Origin of the sequence: Streptomyces sp. NBC_01454, assembly GCF_036227565.1 — a bacterium.
In the GTDB taxonomy this organism is placed as follows: Bacteria; Actinomycetota; Actinomycetes; order Streptomycetales; family Streptomycetaceae; genus Streptomyces.
In genome coordinates this window covers 4,246,657-4,262,651 of sequence record NZ_CP109460.1, presented here as the reverse complement: position 1 = coordinate 4,262,651, position 15,995 = coordinate 4,246,657, and the positions used below count along the sequence as shown (strand labels likewise).

The following is a 15,995-nucleotide window of genomic DNA, read 5'->3' as shown; positions in this document are numbered from 1 at the left end:
GCGTGACGGAAAGGGCCGAGCCCGCATGAGCAACCACGTGACCCGTCTCATCGAGACGCTCCATGCCTCGGAGTCCGGGGCTCCGAAGGCATGGGCATCCACCGAAGCCGCATTGGGGACGCCGCTTCCCAGCGACTACAAGGAATTGATCGACCGGCTGGGCGGTGGGCGCGTCGAGGAGTACCTGTACCTCCTCGAACCGGATTCCCCCAACGCCCACTACGACCTGGCACGTCACACCCGGGAACGGGCCGAAGCCTACGAAGAGATCTGGGAGTTCGAGGAGAAGCCTCCCGAGCTGCAGGTCGAGGGGAGCCGGATCCTGCCCTGGGGGACGACGGACAACGGCGAATGGCTGTTCTGGCGCTCCCTGCCGGGACAGCACCCCGACGCATGGACGGTCCTGCTGAACGAAGCCCGGGGCGAGACCTGGGAGCACTACGACATGAACTGCAGCGACTTCCTCCACGCAGCCCTCACCGGGGAGATTCGGTCCGAGGTGCTCTGGAGCCGGTTCCCGCTCCCCCGCCACGTCTTCACCAAGTTCTCCCCGGAGTCCTGACGGCTCCGCTCTGCGGGACCTGACACGTCCCCGCCGCGCATATACGCAGGGCTCCCGCCGACGAGGTCGGCGGGAGCCCTCAGTGCTGTGCGGACGCGCGTCCGCACAGCGGGGTCAGGCAGGTGCGCCCGGTTCCGCAAGCACCGTCTCCGGGACCTGCACGGTGCGCAGCACGCCGTCGCCCAGGTGCAGGATCGCCCGGCCCGGACGGGTGGCGCCCAGGCGGCTGCGGGGCACCTTGACGCCGATCAGCTCGCCGTCGCTCATGTTCTGCGGCTTCAGCAGCAGACCGCACCGGTTCCGGCGGGCCTCGGTGTGCCAGCCGGAGAAGCCGGACGAGAGCCGGTCGGTCTGACCGGCGATCACCAGGCCGCGGCCGGTCTCGGCACCGGACTTGGCGATCTGCGTGAGGACGGGCTCGGCCTTCGTCTTCAGCAGCAGGTCGGCGTCGTCCAGGAGCACCACGGCCCCGTCGGGCGAGGAGGCCAGCGCCGCCTCCAGGGCCGTGGGGTCGAGGTCGGACTCGTCGAACACCGCGCGCACGCCGGGCCGTCCGGCGAGGTGGCGCAGCGGCGAGCGGGCGGGGGCCCCGACCACGACCGGGATGCCGACCGCGAGCAGCGCCAGCGACATCGTCGACAGGACGGTGCTGCGTCCCGAGCGGGCGGGCCCGGCGACGAGGAACGTCGGGGTGACGGTGAAGTCCGGTCCGAGCGCGGTGAGTTCGTCGCCGCCGACGCCGGCCAGCGCCCAACGCGAGGAGCGCCTGCCCGGGACGTACCGGGCCGCCTCCTCGAAGGTGAGCCGGTCCGGCAGGGTGTCGACGCGGAACGGCCGGGTGGCGGCCGGCAGGTGGGCCGCCCGCTGCCGGCACTGCTCGGCGATCTGCTGGAGCGCCGCGGCCTGCGCCTGGCCTTCCGGGCTCTCCGTGAGCAGCGCGATCTGCACCTCGGCCTTGTCGGCGGCGCGGAACGCGCGGCCCGGCGGGATCTCGTCGGGCACGTTCCGCTGGGTGATGCCGATCATGCCGTACTCGGACTTCTCGTTCAGCTTCAGCACGAGCTTGTCCTCGGTGGAGCCGTTGACCCGGCTGGAGAACAGCGCCCGGTCACCGGTCATCACCAGGTGGATGCCGGCGCTCGCCCCGTCCCGCAGCAGGGTCAGCACGGAGTTCAGCAGGTTCCCGGAGTCGTACTCGCCGAGCTGCTTGTCGAAGACCTCCCACCGGTCGAGGAACAGCACGAGGTGCGGCGGCCGTTCGTCCTCGGGCAGGGCGCGGCGGAGCTCCGTCAGGTCGGCGCTGCCGCGGGCGGCGAGCATCTCCTGCCGTCGGGTGAGCTCCTGGGTCAGCCGGGCGAGCAGCCGGGCCACCCGGTCGGGCTGGGTGCGCTGGGTGACGGCGCCGCAGTGCGGCAGCCCCTCCATGGCCAGCAGCGCGCCGTTGCCGCAGTCGATGCCGTACATGTGCAGCTGCGCCGGGGAGTGGACGCGGGCCAGCGTGCCGGCGAGCGTGCGCAGCGTCTGCGAACGGCCCTGCCGGGGCGAGCCGACGATGTGCAGGTGCCCGAGCGTCGCCGGGTCGATCACCAGGGGGAGCCGGGCCTGCTGTGCGGGCAGGTCCACCACGCCGTACGCTACGGGCGCGAGGTCGTAGTCCGAGGCCGGGACCGGGGGCAGGTCGCCGAGGACCAGCTTCTCGGGCAGCGGCGGCAGCCAGGGGCTGTGCTGCGCGGGGATGCCCATCTCCCGGTCCGCTTCGCGGATCGCCTCGACGAGCCCGGTGAGGTCGGTCTCCACCTCGGCGGGCGCGGCCGCGGCGCGCGGCCGCGCCGGCAGCGGCTCGCCGAGCCGCTCCCAGCCCACCGCCACCGCCCAGGGTGCCGGCAGCGAGGCCGCCGCGGCCCCGGGCCGGCGGCCGCCGACCCGGCCGGACTGGAACGGCACGAGGGAGTTCTGGCCGAGGCGCACATAGGCGCGGCCGGGCGTGCTCTGCGAGATCCCGGCGGCCTCGGAGGAGTTGAGGACGTCCTGGCTCTCGCCGGAGTCCGTCACCCGCAGCGCGATGCGCAGGTTGGTGTTGGCGCGGATCTCCGAGGAGACGACGCCGCTGGGGCGCTGCGTCGCCAGGATCAGGTGAATGCCGAGGCTGCGGCCCCGCTGGGCGATGTTGACCAGGCCCTTCACGAAGTCCGGCAGATCGCGCACCATCGAGGCGAACTCGTCGATGACGATGAGCAGCCGCGGCATCGGGGGGCGGCCCGCCGCCGGCTCGCGCTCCAGCAGGTCGATGTAGTCCTCGATGTCCTTGGCGCCGGCCGCGGCGAGGAGGTGCTCGCGCCGGGTGAGTTCCGCCGTCAGCGACACCAGGGCCCGCTCGACGAGGTGGGCGTCGAGGTCGGTGACCATGCCGACGGTGTGCGGCAGGTCCACGCAGTCCTTGAACGCGGAGCCGCCCTTGTAGTCGACGAGGACGAACGTCATCGCGTCCGGACGGTTCGCCACCGCGAGCGAGGCGACCAGCGTCTGGAGGAGTTCGGACTTGCCGGAGCCGGTGGTACCGGCGATCAGCCCGTGCGGGCCGTCGCGCCGCAGGTCCAGGTGGAACGGGCCGTCCAGGGAGACGCCGACGGCCGCCCGGGTCGAGCGGCCCCCGGCCGTCCAGCGCGCCCGGATGCCGGCGGCCTGCGGCGGATCGAGGGCGAGTACGTCGAGCAGCCGCGCGGACTGGGGGAGCACCGCGGCCCCCTCGTCGTCCCCGCCCGGGTCCCGCAGCGGCCCCATCGCCCGGGCCAGCGAACGGCACCAGTCCTGGGACACCACATCGGGCCGGATGCCCCCGACGGTGCCCCGCCCGGAGCGTCCCACCCGCACGGTTCCGCCGGGCTCCTCGGCGACGACGGCGTGGCACTCCTCGGGCAGCAGCCGCTCCTCGGCGTCCACGCAGACCGCGCGGACGCCGACGGACGGTCCGTCGCGCAGGATCTGCGCCACGCCGGGCAGCGAACGCAGCCTGCGGGCTCCGTCGAGGACGACCAGCACGTCGGGCCCGGCGGTCCGGCTGTGCCGGTCCTCCCGTCCGGCGCGCTCGGCGATCAGCGCGGTCAGTTCGGCGACCCGCCGGGCGCAGGTCTCGGTGCCGTAGCCGATGCTGGCCGGGGTGTCGCCGGACTTCTTCCGCACGTGCGGCAGCCAGCGCAGCCAGGACCAGCCGTCCCGGCCCGGCCCGCCGGTCGTCAGCAGGTGGATCTGGAGGTCACGGGGGCTGTGCAGGACGGCGGCCTGGGCGATGGCCCACCGTGCCACGGCGCGCGCGGCCGGACCCTCGCCGGCGATGCCCAGGACATCGTGCTCCCGCAGCGGAACGGTCACCGGGACGTCGTACGCCGTCCACGGGTCCTGGCGGCGGTGTTCGTCCTTGGTCGGGTCCTGGAGCACCACGTCGGAGGGCAGGTCGGCGGTCCCGATGCGCAGTTCCAGGAAGTCGGCGTCCGAGGTACGCCGTTCCCACAGGCGGCGCCGGGGGCCGACGGCGGTCAGGACGACCTCGGCCGGGTCCGGGAAGCCACGGCGCCGGGCGGTGCGTTCGGCCGTCAGGGCCTGCTCCGCGTCGCCCTCGATGCGCCCCTTCTTCTCCTCGTAGGCGGCGACCTCGTCGGAGTGCGACTGGCGTCCGTTGCGCCGGCTCATCAGGTAGTTGCCGAGGATCACGACCGGGGAGAGCAGCCCGAAGAACAGCATCTGCATGCGGCCGAAGGCCAGCGCCCCGACCCCCGCCATGACCACCGGGGCGGCCGCGGTGATCCACGGGAGCGGCCGGGCGGCGGGCGGCGCGGGCGGGGAGGGCAGGGTGAAGCGGGTGGCGCTCTGGGCCGGCCGCAGCCGCGGCGGCCGGTTGTAGTCCCAGCCGGTGCCGTCCTCCGACGGCTGCACGGCCGCGTCCGGCCGTTCCGGGAGGGCGAGTTCGAGCAGGCAGCCGCCGACGAGGAGCTGTGCGCCGGCCGGCCAGGCGGTGGCCTCGACGAGGTCCTCGCGGTCCAGCTGCGGAGGGCCGTCCGGCGCGGACGCGTCGGGCGCCACCCGGCAGCGTCCTCCAGGGCCCACGGTCAGGACGGCGGAGGGACGGTGCGGTACGGCGCGCAGCACCTGAGCGGTTCCGTCGTGCGCCAGTCCGATCCGGTACGAGCCGATGTCGAGCCGGTGCACCGCGCCCGCCCCGGCCCCGCCGACCGCACGGACCTCCACCAGCCCGTCCGGTTCGGCCGACGAGGTGCCCGCCGGGCGCCCCAGGCCCACGACGGCCGCGTGCTGGAGCGGCGCATCCCGCAACCGCAGGTCCGCGGGCAACAGCCGGTCACCGGCGTACAGGCCGAGGCCCTCCGGGGGCCGGGGGACGCCGCCCGCCCCGGCCAGCGCCTCCGCGACGGCACCCACGGGCGTGTCGGGGTCGGCGTCGAGGTGGACGTCGAACGCGTCACCGCCCCCCTCGACCACGGTCAACATCAACGACACGAAAACGTCCTCCAGCCGGCGTGAATGGGGGCCGCGGGAGCCCTACTCGACGGCTCCCGTGCCACTGAGGGGACCTACGGCGCCGGTCCGCGGATGGTTCACGGGCACGTCCGTCATTCGTCCGTCATTCGACCGTCCTTCGTCCGTGAACCATCCGCGGGCGGGCGCCGTAGTGGCCTTCGGGTACCTGGCACCGCGACGCTGCCGCGGTGCCGCCCCCGCTTTCGACCGTCCCGGCTCCGCCGCCGGGGCGTCCCGACAAGGAGTCAGAAGATGATCTGGTACGTCCTGGCCGTGGTGCTGGGGCTGGCGCTGATCGGGGCGGTGGCCGCGCTGATCGTCACCGAGCGGCGGCCCCGCCCGCCGAAGCCCGCCGCCGCCTCGGCCGCCGTCGTGGGGCGGGAGGCGCTGGACGTGGTCAACGCGGGCCTGCGCCGGCTGACGGGCGAGTGCCTGCGCTCCGGCCGGTCGCTGCCCGACCTGTACGCCGTCGTCTACTCCGAGGAACGCTTCGGACTGCTGCTGGCCGGCCCGGAGGAGTCCGCCCCCGCCCCCTGGACCGCCGAGGCGGACGGCGAGCGCTGGACGATCTCGCCCGACGACCTGCACCGCCCCGGCCCGGAGGGCGAACCGGCCCTGCCCTACGCGCTGACGGTGACGGTGGGACTGGACGGCGCCGACCGGGTGCTGGTCGACCTCTCCCGGGCGGCGGGGCCCGTCTCCGTGACCGGCCCGGACGAGGAAGTGCGCAGCCTGGCACGGGCCGTCGTCGCCGAGGCGCTCGCCGGCCCGGTGGGCGCGCTCGCCGAGGTCACCCTGGTGGGCTCCCTGGCCGGCGACGGGTTCTTCGCGGGCCACGCGCCGCGGACCTCGCGGCTGCACACCGCGGCCAGCCTGGAGGAGGCGTTCGCCAGGGCGGCTTCGGCGAACCGGGGACAGCCGGAGCCCGGATCGTCCGACGTCACCCAGATCTTCCGGCTGATCGAGGGCAGCAGCCGGATCGCCGTCGAGGGCGAGGCGCCCCACCTGTTCGTCGTGGACGCCTCACAGCTCCCGCGCCGGGAGGGGGCGTTGGACGGCCTGCGGCGCGGGGACGCGCTGCTGGTGCTCGGCGACGCGCCCGCGGGGTGGCCCTGGCGGGCCGGTGCGGACGGCTCGCTCGACACCGGGCCACTCGGCCTGAAGATCACCCGGCACGCGGGGCGTTTCGCGTGAGTCTCATCCGGCGGCCCGGTCCTGGCCGCCCGCGTGCAGCCCGCGGCTGTGCAGCGCCTCGCGCAGGGCGCGGGCGGCGTAGTACGTCCGCGACTTGACCGTGCCCGGCGGCACGCCGAGGACCCTGGCCGTCTGGTTCACGCTGCGCCCCAGGTAGTGCACGTGCAGCAGGACCTCGCGCTGCGGCGGCCGCAGGTCCCGCAACGCCTCGATGAGCACCTGGGAGGTGAGGATGTGGTCCACGTCGTCGGACACCGGAAGGTGGGCGAGTTCCGGGTCGCCGGCCTCCGGCGGTCTGGCCTGACGGGCCCGGTGACCGTCGATGACGAGGTTGCGCAGCACGGTGAACAGCCACGGCCGCACCGAATCCGCGGTCGGGTCGAGCTCCCCGGCATGGCGCCAGGCGCGTATCGCGACTTCCTGGAGGACATCCTCGGCGCGGTGCCAGTCGCCCCCCAGCCGCCGCGCGGCGAACTGCAGCAACGCGCTGCCGTGACACTGGTAAAGGGCTCTGAGGAACTCGTCGGGACGGAGTTCCGCGGTGTGGGGGCGGGATATGCGGTCTTCGGTCGAAGCGCTGGCCGACAAGGGCCTTTTTTCCTCTCCGGTCGTCTGTGGGGGAAGACGGATTCCGCCGGCCGCGGGGAAGCCGGCGGGCGCCGCCGCGAGCGGTCGTGCGCTCCGTGCGGCGTGTCCGCCGGCCTGCGACGGCGGTGAACCCGCCCCGGTACCGCCGTCAGCCCGGTTCGCGGGAGGAAAGCGAGCTCACCTCATCGGGCGTCAGTTCCCGGTCGTAGAGGTGCACATCGGCGACATCGCCCTTCCAGTGGTCGACCGCCTTACCGTCGAACTTGCCGCGGCCGACCACCACGGCGCCGGTGGGCTGCACCTTGCCGGCGGCCTCTCGGCTTCCCGCGAGCCGGCCGTCCACGTAGATCCGCATCCGGTGGTCCTTCTGCCGGTACGTGCCGGTGAGGTGGTACCAGCGGCCGGCCTGCGGCTGCTCGGCCTTCTCCGCGACGGTACGGGCGCCGGTGAAACTGAACGCGAAGTTCTGGTCCTGGCCGGAGTACTGGAGGAAGAACGTGCTGAACCGGTCGCCGTCCTGGGACAGGACGGTGTGGAAGCCGTTCATGTCCTCGGGGGTGAGCCGCACCCGTGCGGCGACCGAGTAGTCCTTGCCGACGGTGTCGATCCGGGAACCGGTGTCCGCGTATCCGCTGGTGCCGTCCAGCCGCAGGGCGCCGCCCCCGGGGCCGTCGGTCCACTGCGCGCCGCCGCTGACGACGGCGTCGTGCTCACCCGCCTTCGCGGTGCCGGACCGGTGCAGGGGCCACCACCCGACGCCGCGCAGCGACCCGGCGTCCGAACTCGGGCCCGCCGAGGCCGATTTACCCCCGGCCTGCTCCTTCCCGGAGTCCCCGGCCCCCTGGCCGCACACCAGTTGGGCGACGACGAAGGCCAGCGCGACGGTCAGTACAGCGATCGTGGTGATGAGCGACCATCTGCGCGTCATGAATCTCCCCGGGACGTACGGCATACAGGTGTCACTGGTGACCACGTGTCCGTTCCGGAAGTGGTTCAACGTGCACCCGAAGTCTGACAGGCCGTTGGGTCCGCAGCGTGGCGCCCCTGAATATGCTGACCTGCACCGGAACATGCGGCGACACCACGGTATGGGCAGTTCAGCGCGGTTCGTTGGAATGCCGGGGCGACCGCGGATCCGCCGGCGCCGGCGTTCCGGGGTGTCCGGGAGCGGGGCCCTCAGGCCGGCTGAAAAGCCGTCCGCCACCGTCGGCCGGCTCGGCGCGGAACGGCCGTGTGCGCGCCTGTGCCGCAGGGAGATCCGGGGACCGCACCACCCACCCTGCGCACTAGCATGCACTGCATGACTCATGCTGTGTAAGGTACTGGCCATGGAAGAGACGCCCGCCCCCCGCGCCCAGTGGCTGCGAGGGGTGCTGGACATGTGCCTGCTGGCCCTGATGGCGCAGGGCCCGGTCTACGGCTACGAGATGACCGTCCGGCTCGCCGAGACCGGACTCGATGTCGCGGACGGCTCGATCTACCCGGCGCTGGCGCGCCTGCGCACACGCGAGCTGGTCGAGATCGAACGCCGCAGTGGGGACAGCGGCCCCGCCCGCACCTACTACAGGCCCAGCGAGGCGGGCATGCGGATGCTCCGGTCGTGGAGTCGCGACTGGAGCGAATTCGCCACGAGCATCGGCTCCCTCATCGACCCACCTGCGCGGGAGGAATCATGACACTGACGGTCGAGGACGCGATGGACAAGGCCACTCAGACGTGGCGCCGCCTCAGCGTGGAGCAGGACGCGGCCGAGGAGATGGCCGAGGAGCTGGCCGCGGACCTGACTGCCGCCTCCTCGGACGGCCGGTCGGTCGTCGATTACCTCGGTGGGGACGTCGAGGCGCTGGCCACCTCCTGGGCGGACGAACGCGGTCTGCTGCCGGCGCACCGGCACCTGAAGGAGACCGCCGTCGCGGCGGCCCAGGGCGCCGCTCTGCCCGCCCTCGCCGCCCTCGCCCTGTGGTGGGTGTGCTGGTCGCATCTCCTCGACCCCAGCGGCGAATCCATGACCACCACGCTCGACGGACATCTGCTGCGGGAGGTACGCGAGTTCGCCAACCCCGGCGTCCCCTTGCTGTGGGTGGGCCTGCCGGTGTGCGTGCTTGCCGCCTTCTTCCTGATCCGGCGCGCCGTGCGCGAAACGCTCCGGCACCACGGCGCCCCCGCCCGTGAAGCCACCCTGCAGGCCCTGACCAAGGCTCTTCCCGTCATTCTCGCGGCCGCGGCCGTACTGGGCGTCGCGATCGGCTGCTTCGGGGCCTACGTGATCGGGACCTACCAGCTCTTCTTCACCGTCCCCATGGCGCCGGCCGGAATGATCGGCGCCGTCGCAGCCGGCGCCGCCTGGGCCCGCCACCGCACGTGCCCGCCGGTGACCGCCCTCAGGTGAACCACAGGCCGCGGGCGGCCCGCACCCGGTCATCCAGCCCGCCCGCGACGCCCTGGTGCCGCTCAGGGTGCGGGGCCGGCCTGCTCACGGCGGCGCTGTCGTCGGCGGCAGGTGCGCTGCGGTGGGCCTCTGCACCGCATTAGCCGTCCGTTAGCAAAGCGCCAACTCGATCTTGGAAGCTGGTTGTCGTCCGGGAACAGGACGACAGCGCACAGCCACAGGAGATCCGATGAACACCGCCGCCACCACCCACCGCTTCCGCGGCCGCACCACCCGCCGCATCGCCACCGCCATCGTCGCCGCGGCAGCGCTGGGCCTGGGGGCCACGGCCTGCGGGGACGGCTCCGGGGCGGCCGGCGCCGCCGGCGCCGCCGGCTCCTCGGGCTCCTCGACCGCGTCCGACGCGCAGCACGCCTCGGCCTCGACCCGGCCCACGAGCGGATCCTCCTCGGACCACTCCGGCTCGCAGGGCCGGAACGGCGGCACGTCCGCCAAGGCGTCGTCCGCCGCCAAGACCGGCAGCGGGTCCGCCTCCACCGGGGGCGGCGTCGCCCAGGCAGGCAACCACCGCACCCTCGTCGGCACGCTGGAGTACCTTGCGCCCGGCAAGTTGCTGGTCAAGCCCCAGGGCGGCGGCATGGACCAGGCATTCTTCGTCGCCAACGCCACAAAGATCCTTGGCGCCGCCGCGATCTGCGCCGACAACACCGACGGCCGCGTGACCATCGGCAAGGACGGCTACGGCACCTCGAAGTGCACCGTGGACCAGTTGGAGAAAGCGGCGAAGACCGGCAGCGTGACCGTCCGCGTCACCATGAACCCCAAGTCCGGCGCCGGCGAGACGGTCGAGGAGAAGTACCACCCCTAAGCCCCCGCCCCCGCGCCGGACGGGGCTCACTCCCCCGATGAAGCGCGAACCGAGGATTGCTTGAGTTCCGGGGTGTGTGCACCGGCGGTGTTCCAGATCAGTGACGGCCCCGCCGCCTTGACCAGGTGCCGTTCACCTAGGGTGAGCCTGTGCCGAGTTTCGAGGTCGTGACAGCCATCGCCGCACCCCCGGACCAGGTGTTCGCGGTATGCCTGGATGTGCAGGCGCATACGCGATCAATGGCCGCTTCGTCGGAGCGAGTCGTTGACGGCATGCCCCGGGGCGAACTGTCACTCGGTGACACGGTGACTTTCCAGGCCCGCCACTTCGGCCTGACCTGGCGGCTCAAGGCCCGCATCACCGCATACGACCGGCCCCGATGCTTCGTGGACGAGCAGGAGTCCGGTCCCTTCAAGCGATGGCGTCACGCCCACCATTTCGCACCGGACGGTGCCGGTGGCACCGTGATGAGAGACGTCATCGACTTCGCCTCACCCTGGGGGCCCGTCGGATACCTCGTCGACCGAATCCTCCTGAGCCGGTACATGCCCCACCTCATCAAAGTCCGCAACGCCTACCTGGCCGGCACTTTCGACTGAGCGCCCGGGCCGGACACGACCGGGGCGACGCACTGCGCCTCGGCCGCCGGCATCCGGATCGTGGACGTCGAGCCGGTGCCGGCCCGCCAGGGGTACGCGTCGTGGCCGCGGGAGTGGCGTAGGCGCCGCGCGCGTAACACCCGTGCTTCCCAAGAGGGTTGACGCCTACCGGGCCGGGAGCTTTAGTGATCGCGACCGTCTTGAAACGATCACCGTGCAGTGATCGCGATCTCTTGGGGGAATCGATGCGCGCTCTCACCTCGGCCGGAGCCGCCCTCGCCGCCGTCGGCCTCAGCCTCGGCCTGAGTTCCGCCCCGGCATCCGCGGCGCCCACCGTTCCTGCCGTGTCCGGCGCTTCTTTGTCGTCCGCCTAGACCCCACTGGCAGCAAAGGCCCCGCCGAAGTCGGGGAAGGACAGCATCCAGTGCAACGGGTCGAACGGGCGGGTCAACTTCTCGTGGAAGACCGGCTGGTCGAGCACCACGGTCTACTACAACAACCACTGCCTCGGGGGCACGCGCACCACCGCCGCCTTCAAGTTCTACAACGACGGATCGACGCCGTTCTACAAGTGCGTCACCTTCCAGGGCGACGCCCAGGGCACGTACAAGTTCGCGCACATCAACGAGATCATGGACCTCAACAAGGACACCAAGAAGTGCAAGAACAACTAGTACCGCCGAGTGAGCCGCCCGGCTGACGCCGGTGGTTGAAGCTGGTGCCGAAGTCCTTGGGGACCGGTGTCGTCGGTGGACTCCAGCACGTGCGCGTCCGGGTGTACGTGGCCATGCGGGTCTCTCCCCTCGTCCTGCCCGGCGGGGGCCGCCGGGTTACGGCCGAGGGGCACCACCGGGCCACGCCGTCGTGGTCGCTCACCGCCGTCGCGGGTCCACGTCGCCGGGTGATCAAGCAACAGGGGTGTGGGTGCTTCACGGAATCGATGACCTACGTGAGGAACGACAGCGAGCGGAAACCCGGCCCTCAACCGAGGGTGCCCCGCCCGTGCTTACCGTGTTCGAGGTAGTTCTCTCGGTCGACGATCCACAAGAGTATCTCCGTCGCACGCGAGCGGTCCTCTCTGCTGCGCTCGATCTCGCCCTTACCGAGCCTTTCGATAACGACGACCTGCCGACCGGGGGAATTCCTGAATGGTTCACGGCGGTGAGCGGCGCTTTGGGTACCGAGATCACAGAGTTCTCCCGACGCGGCAAGGATCGCTACCACACGGCAGTCAACGGAAAATCGTGGGATCTACAGTGGTGGCTTTTCGAGTTCGATCCCGATAACGAGTTCAGAGGGTGGTCCTGGTGGGACGCAACGCAGGCAGGAGAGCAGCAGGTCCGCGTATGGACCGATAGCTGGGGGGAATCATTCTTCGCTTGTGACGAATTGCGCTGGCTCCTGTACACGGCAGGCGCGGAGGAGGTCTCAGGGCCTTTTCTGGCAGGCACCTCGGAATGGGAGCGCGAAATTACCGGGCGTGGGTGACACACGTCGGCTGTCCTGGAAACGCGCGTGAGCACTTGATGCGCCCGGAGCGACGCCGAAACGGCGGAGATACATCGGATTCGTCGCGGGGCTTCGGTTTTCTCTGGCCTGGTTCACTCGGCGCTATCGGCATGCGAGCGACGAAGGCTTCGTGCGTGGCGGTATTCGCGTATGAGGATCTTCAGCATGGTGGGGACAGCGGGGCGTGCCGAGGACTTCAGGAGTCCTGGGCCCTTGGTTGTGGCGGCGGCGGTGGTGGCTTCTTCGAGGGCGATCAGGGCACGGACGAAGGGGCGGTGGGCGGGAGGCAGGAACCCGGTCACGTGGTGGCTGGCGGCCAGGGTGGTGCGGGCCTGGCCGAGGAGGTGGCGCAGCAGGGCGCGGACTTCGGGGGTGTCCTGGGCCTGGAGGAGGTCGGTGCGGGTCACACCGTGGCTCAGCAAAACGTCCTGAGGGATGGTCAGTCGGTCGTCGGCGAGGTCTTCGGCCAGATCGTTGACGAAGTCGAGGCGTTGGCTGCCGTCGATGTAGGTGCGGCAGGCGGCGCGGTAGCCGGCGGGCTCGTCACCGGGCGCGAGCAGGCAGGCGACCAGCATGAAAGCCGGCAGTGAGTAGTGGTCGAGATAGCGCTGGTAGTCCGACTCCGTGGCGAAGCCCGTGAATTCGAGGTCGGTGGCCGCGGTGCGGAGGAAATCCTGGACATGTCCGAGGAGGCGGGGGTGACGGGCGCCGGTGTGCAGGAGTGGGCGGATCACGGGGTGATCGCTGACGCCGGTGGCCAGGGCCTGGTTCACCTCGTTCTCCCACGCCGTGCAGGCGGCGGCGCGCTGGGGCAGCGGGCCGTGGTCGAGGAGGTTGTCGGTGTGGTGCATGAACGCGGTGGCGGCGATCATGTGGGGGGCCAGGGGGCGCGGCAGGAGCAGCAGGACCGCCAGGTAGGCCGCGCGCTTGTAACGGGCTACCAGTGAACGCTGCTGGGTGAAGTCGTCGCGCAGCTGCGGGTCGTGAATCCCCGCGGCGTCCAGCCTGGTGGCCCACATGCTCATGCTCATGCTCGTGCTCGTGCCCAAGCTCGTGCTCATGCTCATCCGGCGTTCCTTTGTGGTGGGGGTGGGGGTGGGGGTGGGGGTGGGTGTGCGGTCTGTCTTCCGGGTCCGTATCCGAATCCGAGCGCCGTGCAGGCTCATTCTCCGGTCCCGGGTGGGGGCCGCGCCGCCCGGATCGGATGCGCGGCGTGAGCCATCCGCCGATGTCGGCGTGGATCACGAAGCCGGTGCCGGAGCAGCCCCGGCCGGCCGGTGAATGCCCGCACCCCCGAAAACCTCTCGCCTCAGCAACCACCGGGAGAGCAGCATGAGGGGATGGGCCTTTCCGGACCGCCGACCCGCGAGGTGCGCGTGCCTGCGCCGATCGCCGCTCTGGCCGGAGAGCGGCCGCTGTTGCCCGTCTGGCAGAACGAGCTGGGTGGTCTGACCTTCCAGCTCGGCACCGGGGACGGCCGGCTGTTCGCCAAGTGGGCGCCGGCCGGCTCCGGGCTGGACCTCGCCGCTGAGCTCACGCGCCTGAACTGGGCCGGGCGGTGCACACCGGTGCCCCGCGTCCTGGACCACGGGGCCGACGAGGACGGGACCTGGCTCGTCACCCATGGGCTGCCCGGTGAGAGCGCCGTCAGCCCGCGCTGGACGGCTGATCCCGGCACCGCGGTACGTGCGCTGGGGGTGGGGCTGCGTGCCCTTCACGAGCGCCTGCCGGTGGCCGACTGCCCCTTCAGTTGGTCGGTCGCCGATCGCCTGGAACGGGCCCGGTACGCAGGAATCGATGTCCCCGCAGAGATGACGGAGCCGGTGACCGACCGTCTCGTTGTATGTCACGGAGACCCATGCGCGCCGAACACGCTGCTGCGCGAGGACGGTTCCTGGTCCGGTCATGTGGACCTGGGCGCGCTGGGCGTCGCGGACCGCTGGGCCGACCTCGCCGTCGCCACCTGGAGCACCGAGTGGAACTACGGTCCAGGATGGGACAACACCCTCCTCGACGCATACGGCATCGCCCCCGACCCGGAACGCACCGGCTTCTACCGCCGCCTGTGGGACCTCACCTGACTCACGTGACTCACCCGACTCACCCAACTCACTCGACTCCTCGTCTCGGCGTCATGGGCTGCGACGGCGCGCCCGCCAGTTCCGCTCGTCACGCACCGTCCCCGCGCCGGCCACGCAGGCATCGCTGTCCTGCCGAAGTGCGACACGTCAGGTGAACCCGACATCCCCTGACACGAGCCGCTACTTCCGAGGTCCGGTAATCCTGCGCATTCTCTGTGCAGAAACGTCACGCGCGCGCTGCGAATGCCGGCTCCACGAGGCGGGCGTCCCTCTTCACGCGGCCATACGGGGGCTTCGCGCGGATTCGCGGGGTCCGCACGGGTTGATTTGTCCTTCGGGTGGCACGGCCGGCGCCGCTTGACAATCCTGGGCTGCCCAAAGGCAGGTGAAGGAGTTGTCACCATCCGGTTGAACGTGTTGCTTGCCGACATCACGCGATACCGGACCGTCTGGGGACATGACCGATGGGTCCGGGTGGCCGGTCCGCCGTGGACGTGGTGTGATCTCGCATCAATCGGAAGGTTCACATCCACTTCCGGTTGTCACGGCCGTCGAACCGGCAGAGTCAGCTTTCGCCGGGGCCGGCCGATACCGCTCAGGCTCACCGTGAACAACGAAGGAAAGGGCAGTCATGCGCAAGGACTCCACGCCCCGTAACGAGACCCGCGAGATCGCCGACAACGAGCTGGACCAGGTCTCCGGCGGAATGCTCGGGGCCGGAAACGTGTTGGGCGACGGAGCGTCGTCCCTTCCCGCCCTGCCCGCGCTGCCCGCGCTGGGCGGCTCGGTTTCGGGTGGCGTGAGCGGGCAGATAGGCCCCGTCTCCGGCCAGGCAGGCTTCTCCGGCGGCTTGGGCGTCTGACACACCGCTGCACTGCTGCACTGCCCGTCCCATCGGTTCGCCGAGCCGTCCGCATTCCCGTGGGGTGGTCCTGGGCCCCGGCGCTCTCGCGTCGGGGCCCACGGCAGGTGTCAGCGGCCGCCGGTGTCAGGGGATCGCGAACCCCCCGGCCCCCACCCTCACTTCGGCACCCGCGGCGCCACCGCCCCGGCGAAATCCGAGGCCAGGCTGCACAGGTCCCGTTGTGGGCCCTCGTTGACCCGGGCGACGTGTACGAGCACCTCCCCGAACGACGCGGGCCACAGGACCGCACAGGCATTGTCGTTCCCCGTGGCCACGGCGGACGGTACGCCGGCGACCGGGATCGGTGTCGGCGACGGCGAGACGGGGACTTCCCGGGTGTAGATGAGATGGAACGTGGCGGTTTCGCGGCCGTCGGGGCCGGAGTAGCTCCACTTGCAGGACTTCAGCTGCACGCTGGAGTTGGTGGGGTCGTCGGGCAGACCCGTGCCCAGCCCCAGCTGCTGGGCCGTGGTGGCGTCGACCGCCGTGCACGGGTCGATCGAGGCGCCGGGGGAAGCCGGCGTCGTCGAGACGGACCCGTCCCCGGTCGGTGAGCTCGACGGCAGGACGCCGGGCAGGACGCCTCCCTGGTCCGTGATGTGGCTGCTGCCGTCACGCGCCAGCAGCCAGATCCCTGTGCCGGCCGCCGCCGCCAGCAGGACCGCGGCGATCGCCACGACCAGCATGCGCCGGGGCCGGCTCCCTGATGGCGGCCCGTCCGGATGCGGCGCCGCCGCCCAGTCCTGCCGCTCCTCATCCCATTGGTCCACG

The 15,995-nt window shown here is 71.7% G+C and carries 14 protein-coding genes; 9 read left to right on the top strand and 5 right to left on the bottom strand.

What is annotated here, in order from left to right; all coding sequences use genetic code 11:
* Nucleotides 1-25: 25 nt before the first annotated feature.
* Entirely contained in the window at nt 26-562 is a 537-nt protein-coding gene (locus tag OIU81_RS18860; RefSeq protein WP_329149413.1) for an SMI1/KNR4 family protein, read from the top strand.
* A 114-nt stretch (nt 563-676) separates the two neighbouring features.
* Here OIU81_RS18860 and OIU81_RS18855 read toward each other — a convergent pair whose 3' ends face one another.
* A complete protein-coding gene (locus tag OIU81_RS18855) occupies nt 677-5,062 on the bottom strand; it encodes an FtsK/SpoIIIE domain-containing protein (RefSeq protein ID WP_329155220.1) in 4,386 nt (1,461 codons plus the stop codon).
* A gap of 282 nt (nt 5,063-5,344) precedes the next feature.
* Between OIU81_RS18855 and OIU81_RS18850 the strand changes: the two genes are divergently transcribed.
* Nucleotides 5,345-6,286 carry a hypothetical protein gene (locus tag OIU81_RS18850; RefSeq protein WP_329149411.1) on the top strand — a complete coding sequence of 314 codons (942 nt, stop codon included), beginning with the start codon at nt 5,345-5,347 and terminating at the stop codon, nt 6,284-6,286.
* Nucleotides 6,287-6,289: 3 nt separating this feature from the next.
* Here the strand turns inward: OIU81_RS18850 and OIU81_RS18845 are convergent, their stop codons facing one another.
* Both OIU81_RS18845 and OIU81_RS18840 read right to left on the bottom strand, forming a co-directional pair.
* A complete protein-coding gene (locus OIU81_RS18845; protein ID WP_329149409.1) occupies nt 6,290-6,874 on the bottom strand; it encodes a sigma-70 family RNA polymerase sigma factor in 585 nt (194 codons plus the stop codon).
* A gap of 148 nt (nt 6,875-7,022) precedes the next feature.
* Complete coding sequence (locus OIU81_RS18840) at nt 7,023-7,802, bottom strand: LamG domain-containing protein (RefSeq protein WP_329149407.1); 780 nt, start codon at nt 7,800-7,802, stop codon at nt 7,023-7,025.
* Nucleotides 7,803-8,202: 400 nt separating this feature from the next.
* On the opposite strand from OIU81_RS18840, the gene OIU81_RS18835 reads away from it, so the two are divergent.
* The 5 genes from OIU81_RS18835 (at nt 8,203) to OIU81_RS18815 (ending at nt 12,218) form a co-directional block, all read left to right on the top strand.
* The gene (locus OIU81_RS18835; RefSeq protein ID WP_329149405.1) at nt 8,203-8,550 is read left to right on the top strand and encodes a PadR family transcriptional regulator; all 348 of its coding nucleotides are present in this window, start codon (nt 8,203-8,205) and stop codon (nt 8,548-8,550) included.
* Nucleotides 8,547-9,263, top strand: a complete 717-nt coding sequence (locus OIU81_RS18830; RefSeq protein WP_329149403.1) for a hypothetical protein — start codon at nt 8,547-8,549, stop codon at nt 9,261-9,263. Before OIU81_RS18835 ends, OIU81_RS18830 begins: the two co-directional genes overlap by 4 nt.
* A 229-nt stretch (nt 9,264-9,492) precedes the next feature.
* Nucleotides 9,493-10,131 (top strand): hypothetical protein, encoded by a 639-nt coding sequence (locus OIU81_RS18825; RefSeq protein WP_329149401.1) that lies wholly within the window; start codon nt 9,493-9,495, stop codon nt 10,129-10,131.
* 149 nt (nt 10,132-10,280) lie between these two features.
* Nucleotides 10,281-10,730 (top strand): SRPBCC family protein, encoded by a 450-nt coding sequence (locus OIU81_RS18820; RefSeq protein ID WP_329149399.1) that lies wholly within the window; start codon nt 10,281-10,283, stop codon nt 10,728-10,730.
* Between the two features lie 1,002 nt (nt 10,731-11,732).
* Nucleotides 11,733-12,218, top strand: a complete 486-nt coding sequence (locus tag OIU81_RS18815) for a hypothetical protein (RefSeq protein WP_329149397.1) — start codon at nt 11,733-11,735, stop codon at nt 12,216-12,218.
* A gap of 113 nt (nt 12,219-12,331) precedes the next feature.
* Here OIU81_RS18815 and OIU81_RS18810 read toward each other — a convergent pair whose 3' ends face one another.
* Nucleotides 12,332-13,300 carry a squalene/phytoene synthase family protein gene (locus OIU81_RS18810; RefSeq protein WP_329149395.1) on the bottom strand — a complete coding sequence of 323 codons (969 nt, stop codon included), beginning with the start codon at nt 13,298-13,300 and terminating at the stop codon, nt 12,332-12,334.
* Between the two features lie 279 nt (nt 13,301-13,579).
* Here OIU81_RS18810 and OIU81_RS18805 point away from each other — a divergent pair, with 279 nt between their 5' ends.
* Complete coding sequence (locus OIU81_RS18805) at nt 13,580-14,320, top strand: aminoglycoside 3'-phosphotransferase (protein ID WP_329331147.1); 741 nt, start codon at nt 13,580-13,582, stop codon at nt 14,318-14,320.
* Nucleotides 14,321-14,951: 631 nt separating this feature from the next.
* Nucleotides 14,952-15,182, top strand: coding sequence for a hypothetical protein (locus OIU81_RS18800; protein WP_329149392.1), 231 nt, complete (start codon nt 14,952-14,954; stop codon nt 15,180-15,182).
* Between the two features lie 158 nt (nt 15,183-15,340).
* Here OIU81_RS18800 and OIU81_RS18795 read toward each other — a convergent pair whose 3' ends face one another.
* Entirely contained in the window at nt 15,341-15,994 is a 654-nt protein-coding gene (locus OIU81_RS18795) for a DUF3558 family protein (RefSeq protein WP_329149390.1), read from the bottom strand.
* Between the last annotated feature and the right edge of the window lies 1 nt (nt 15,995).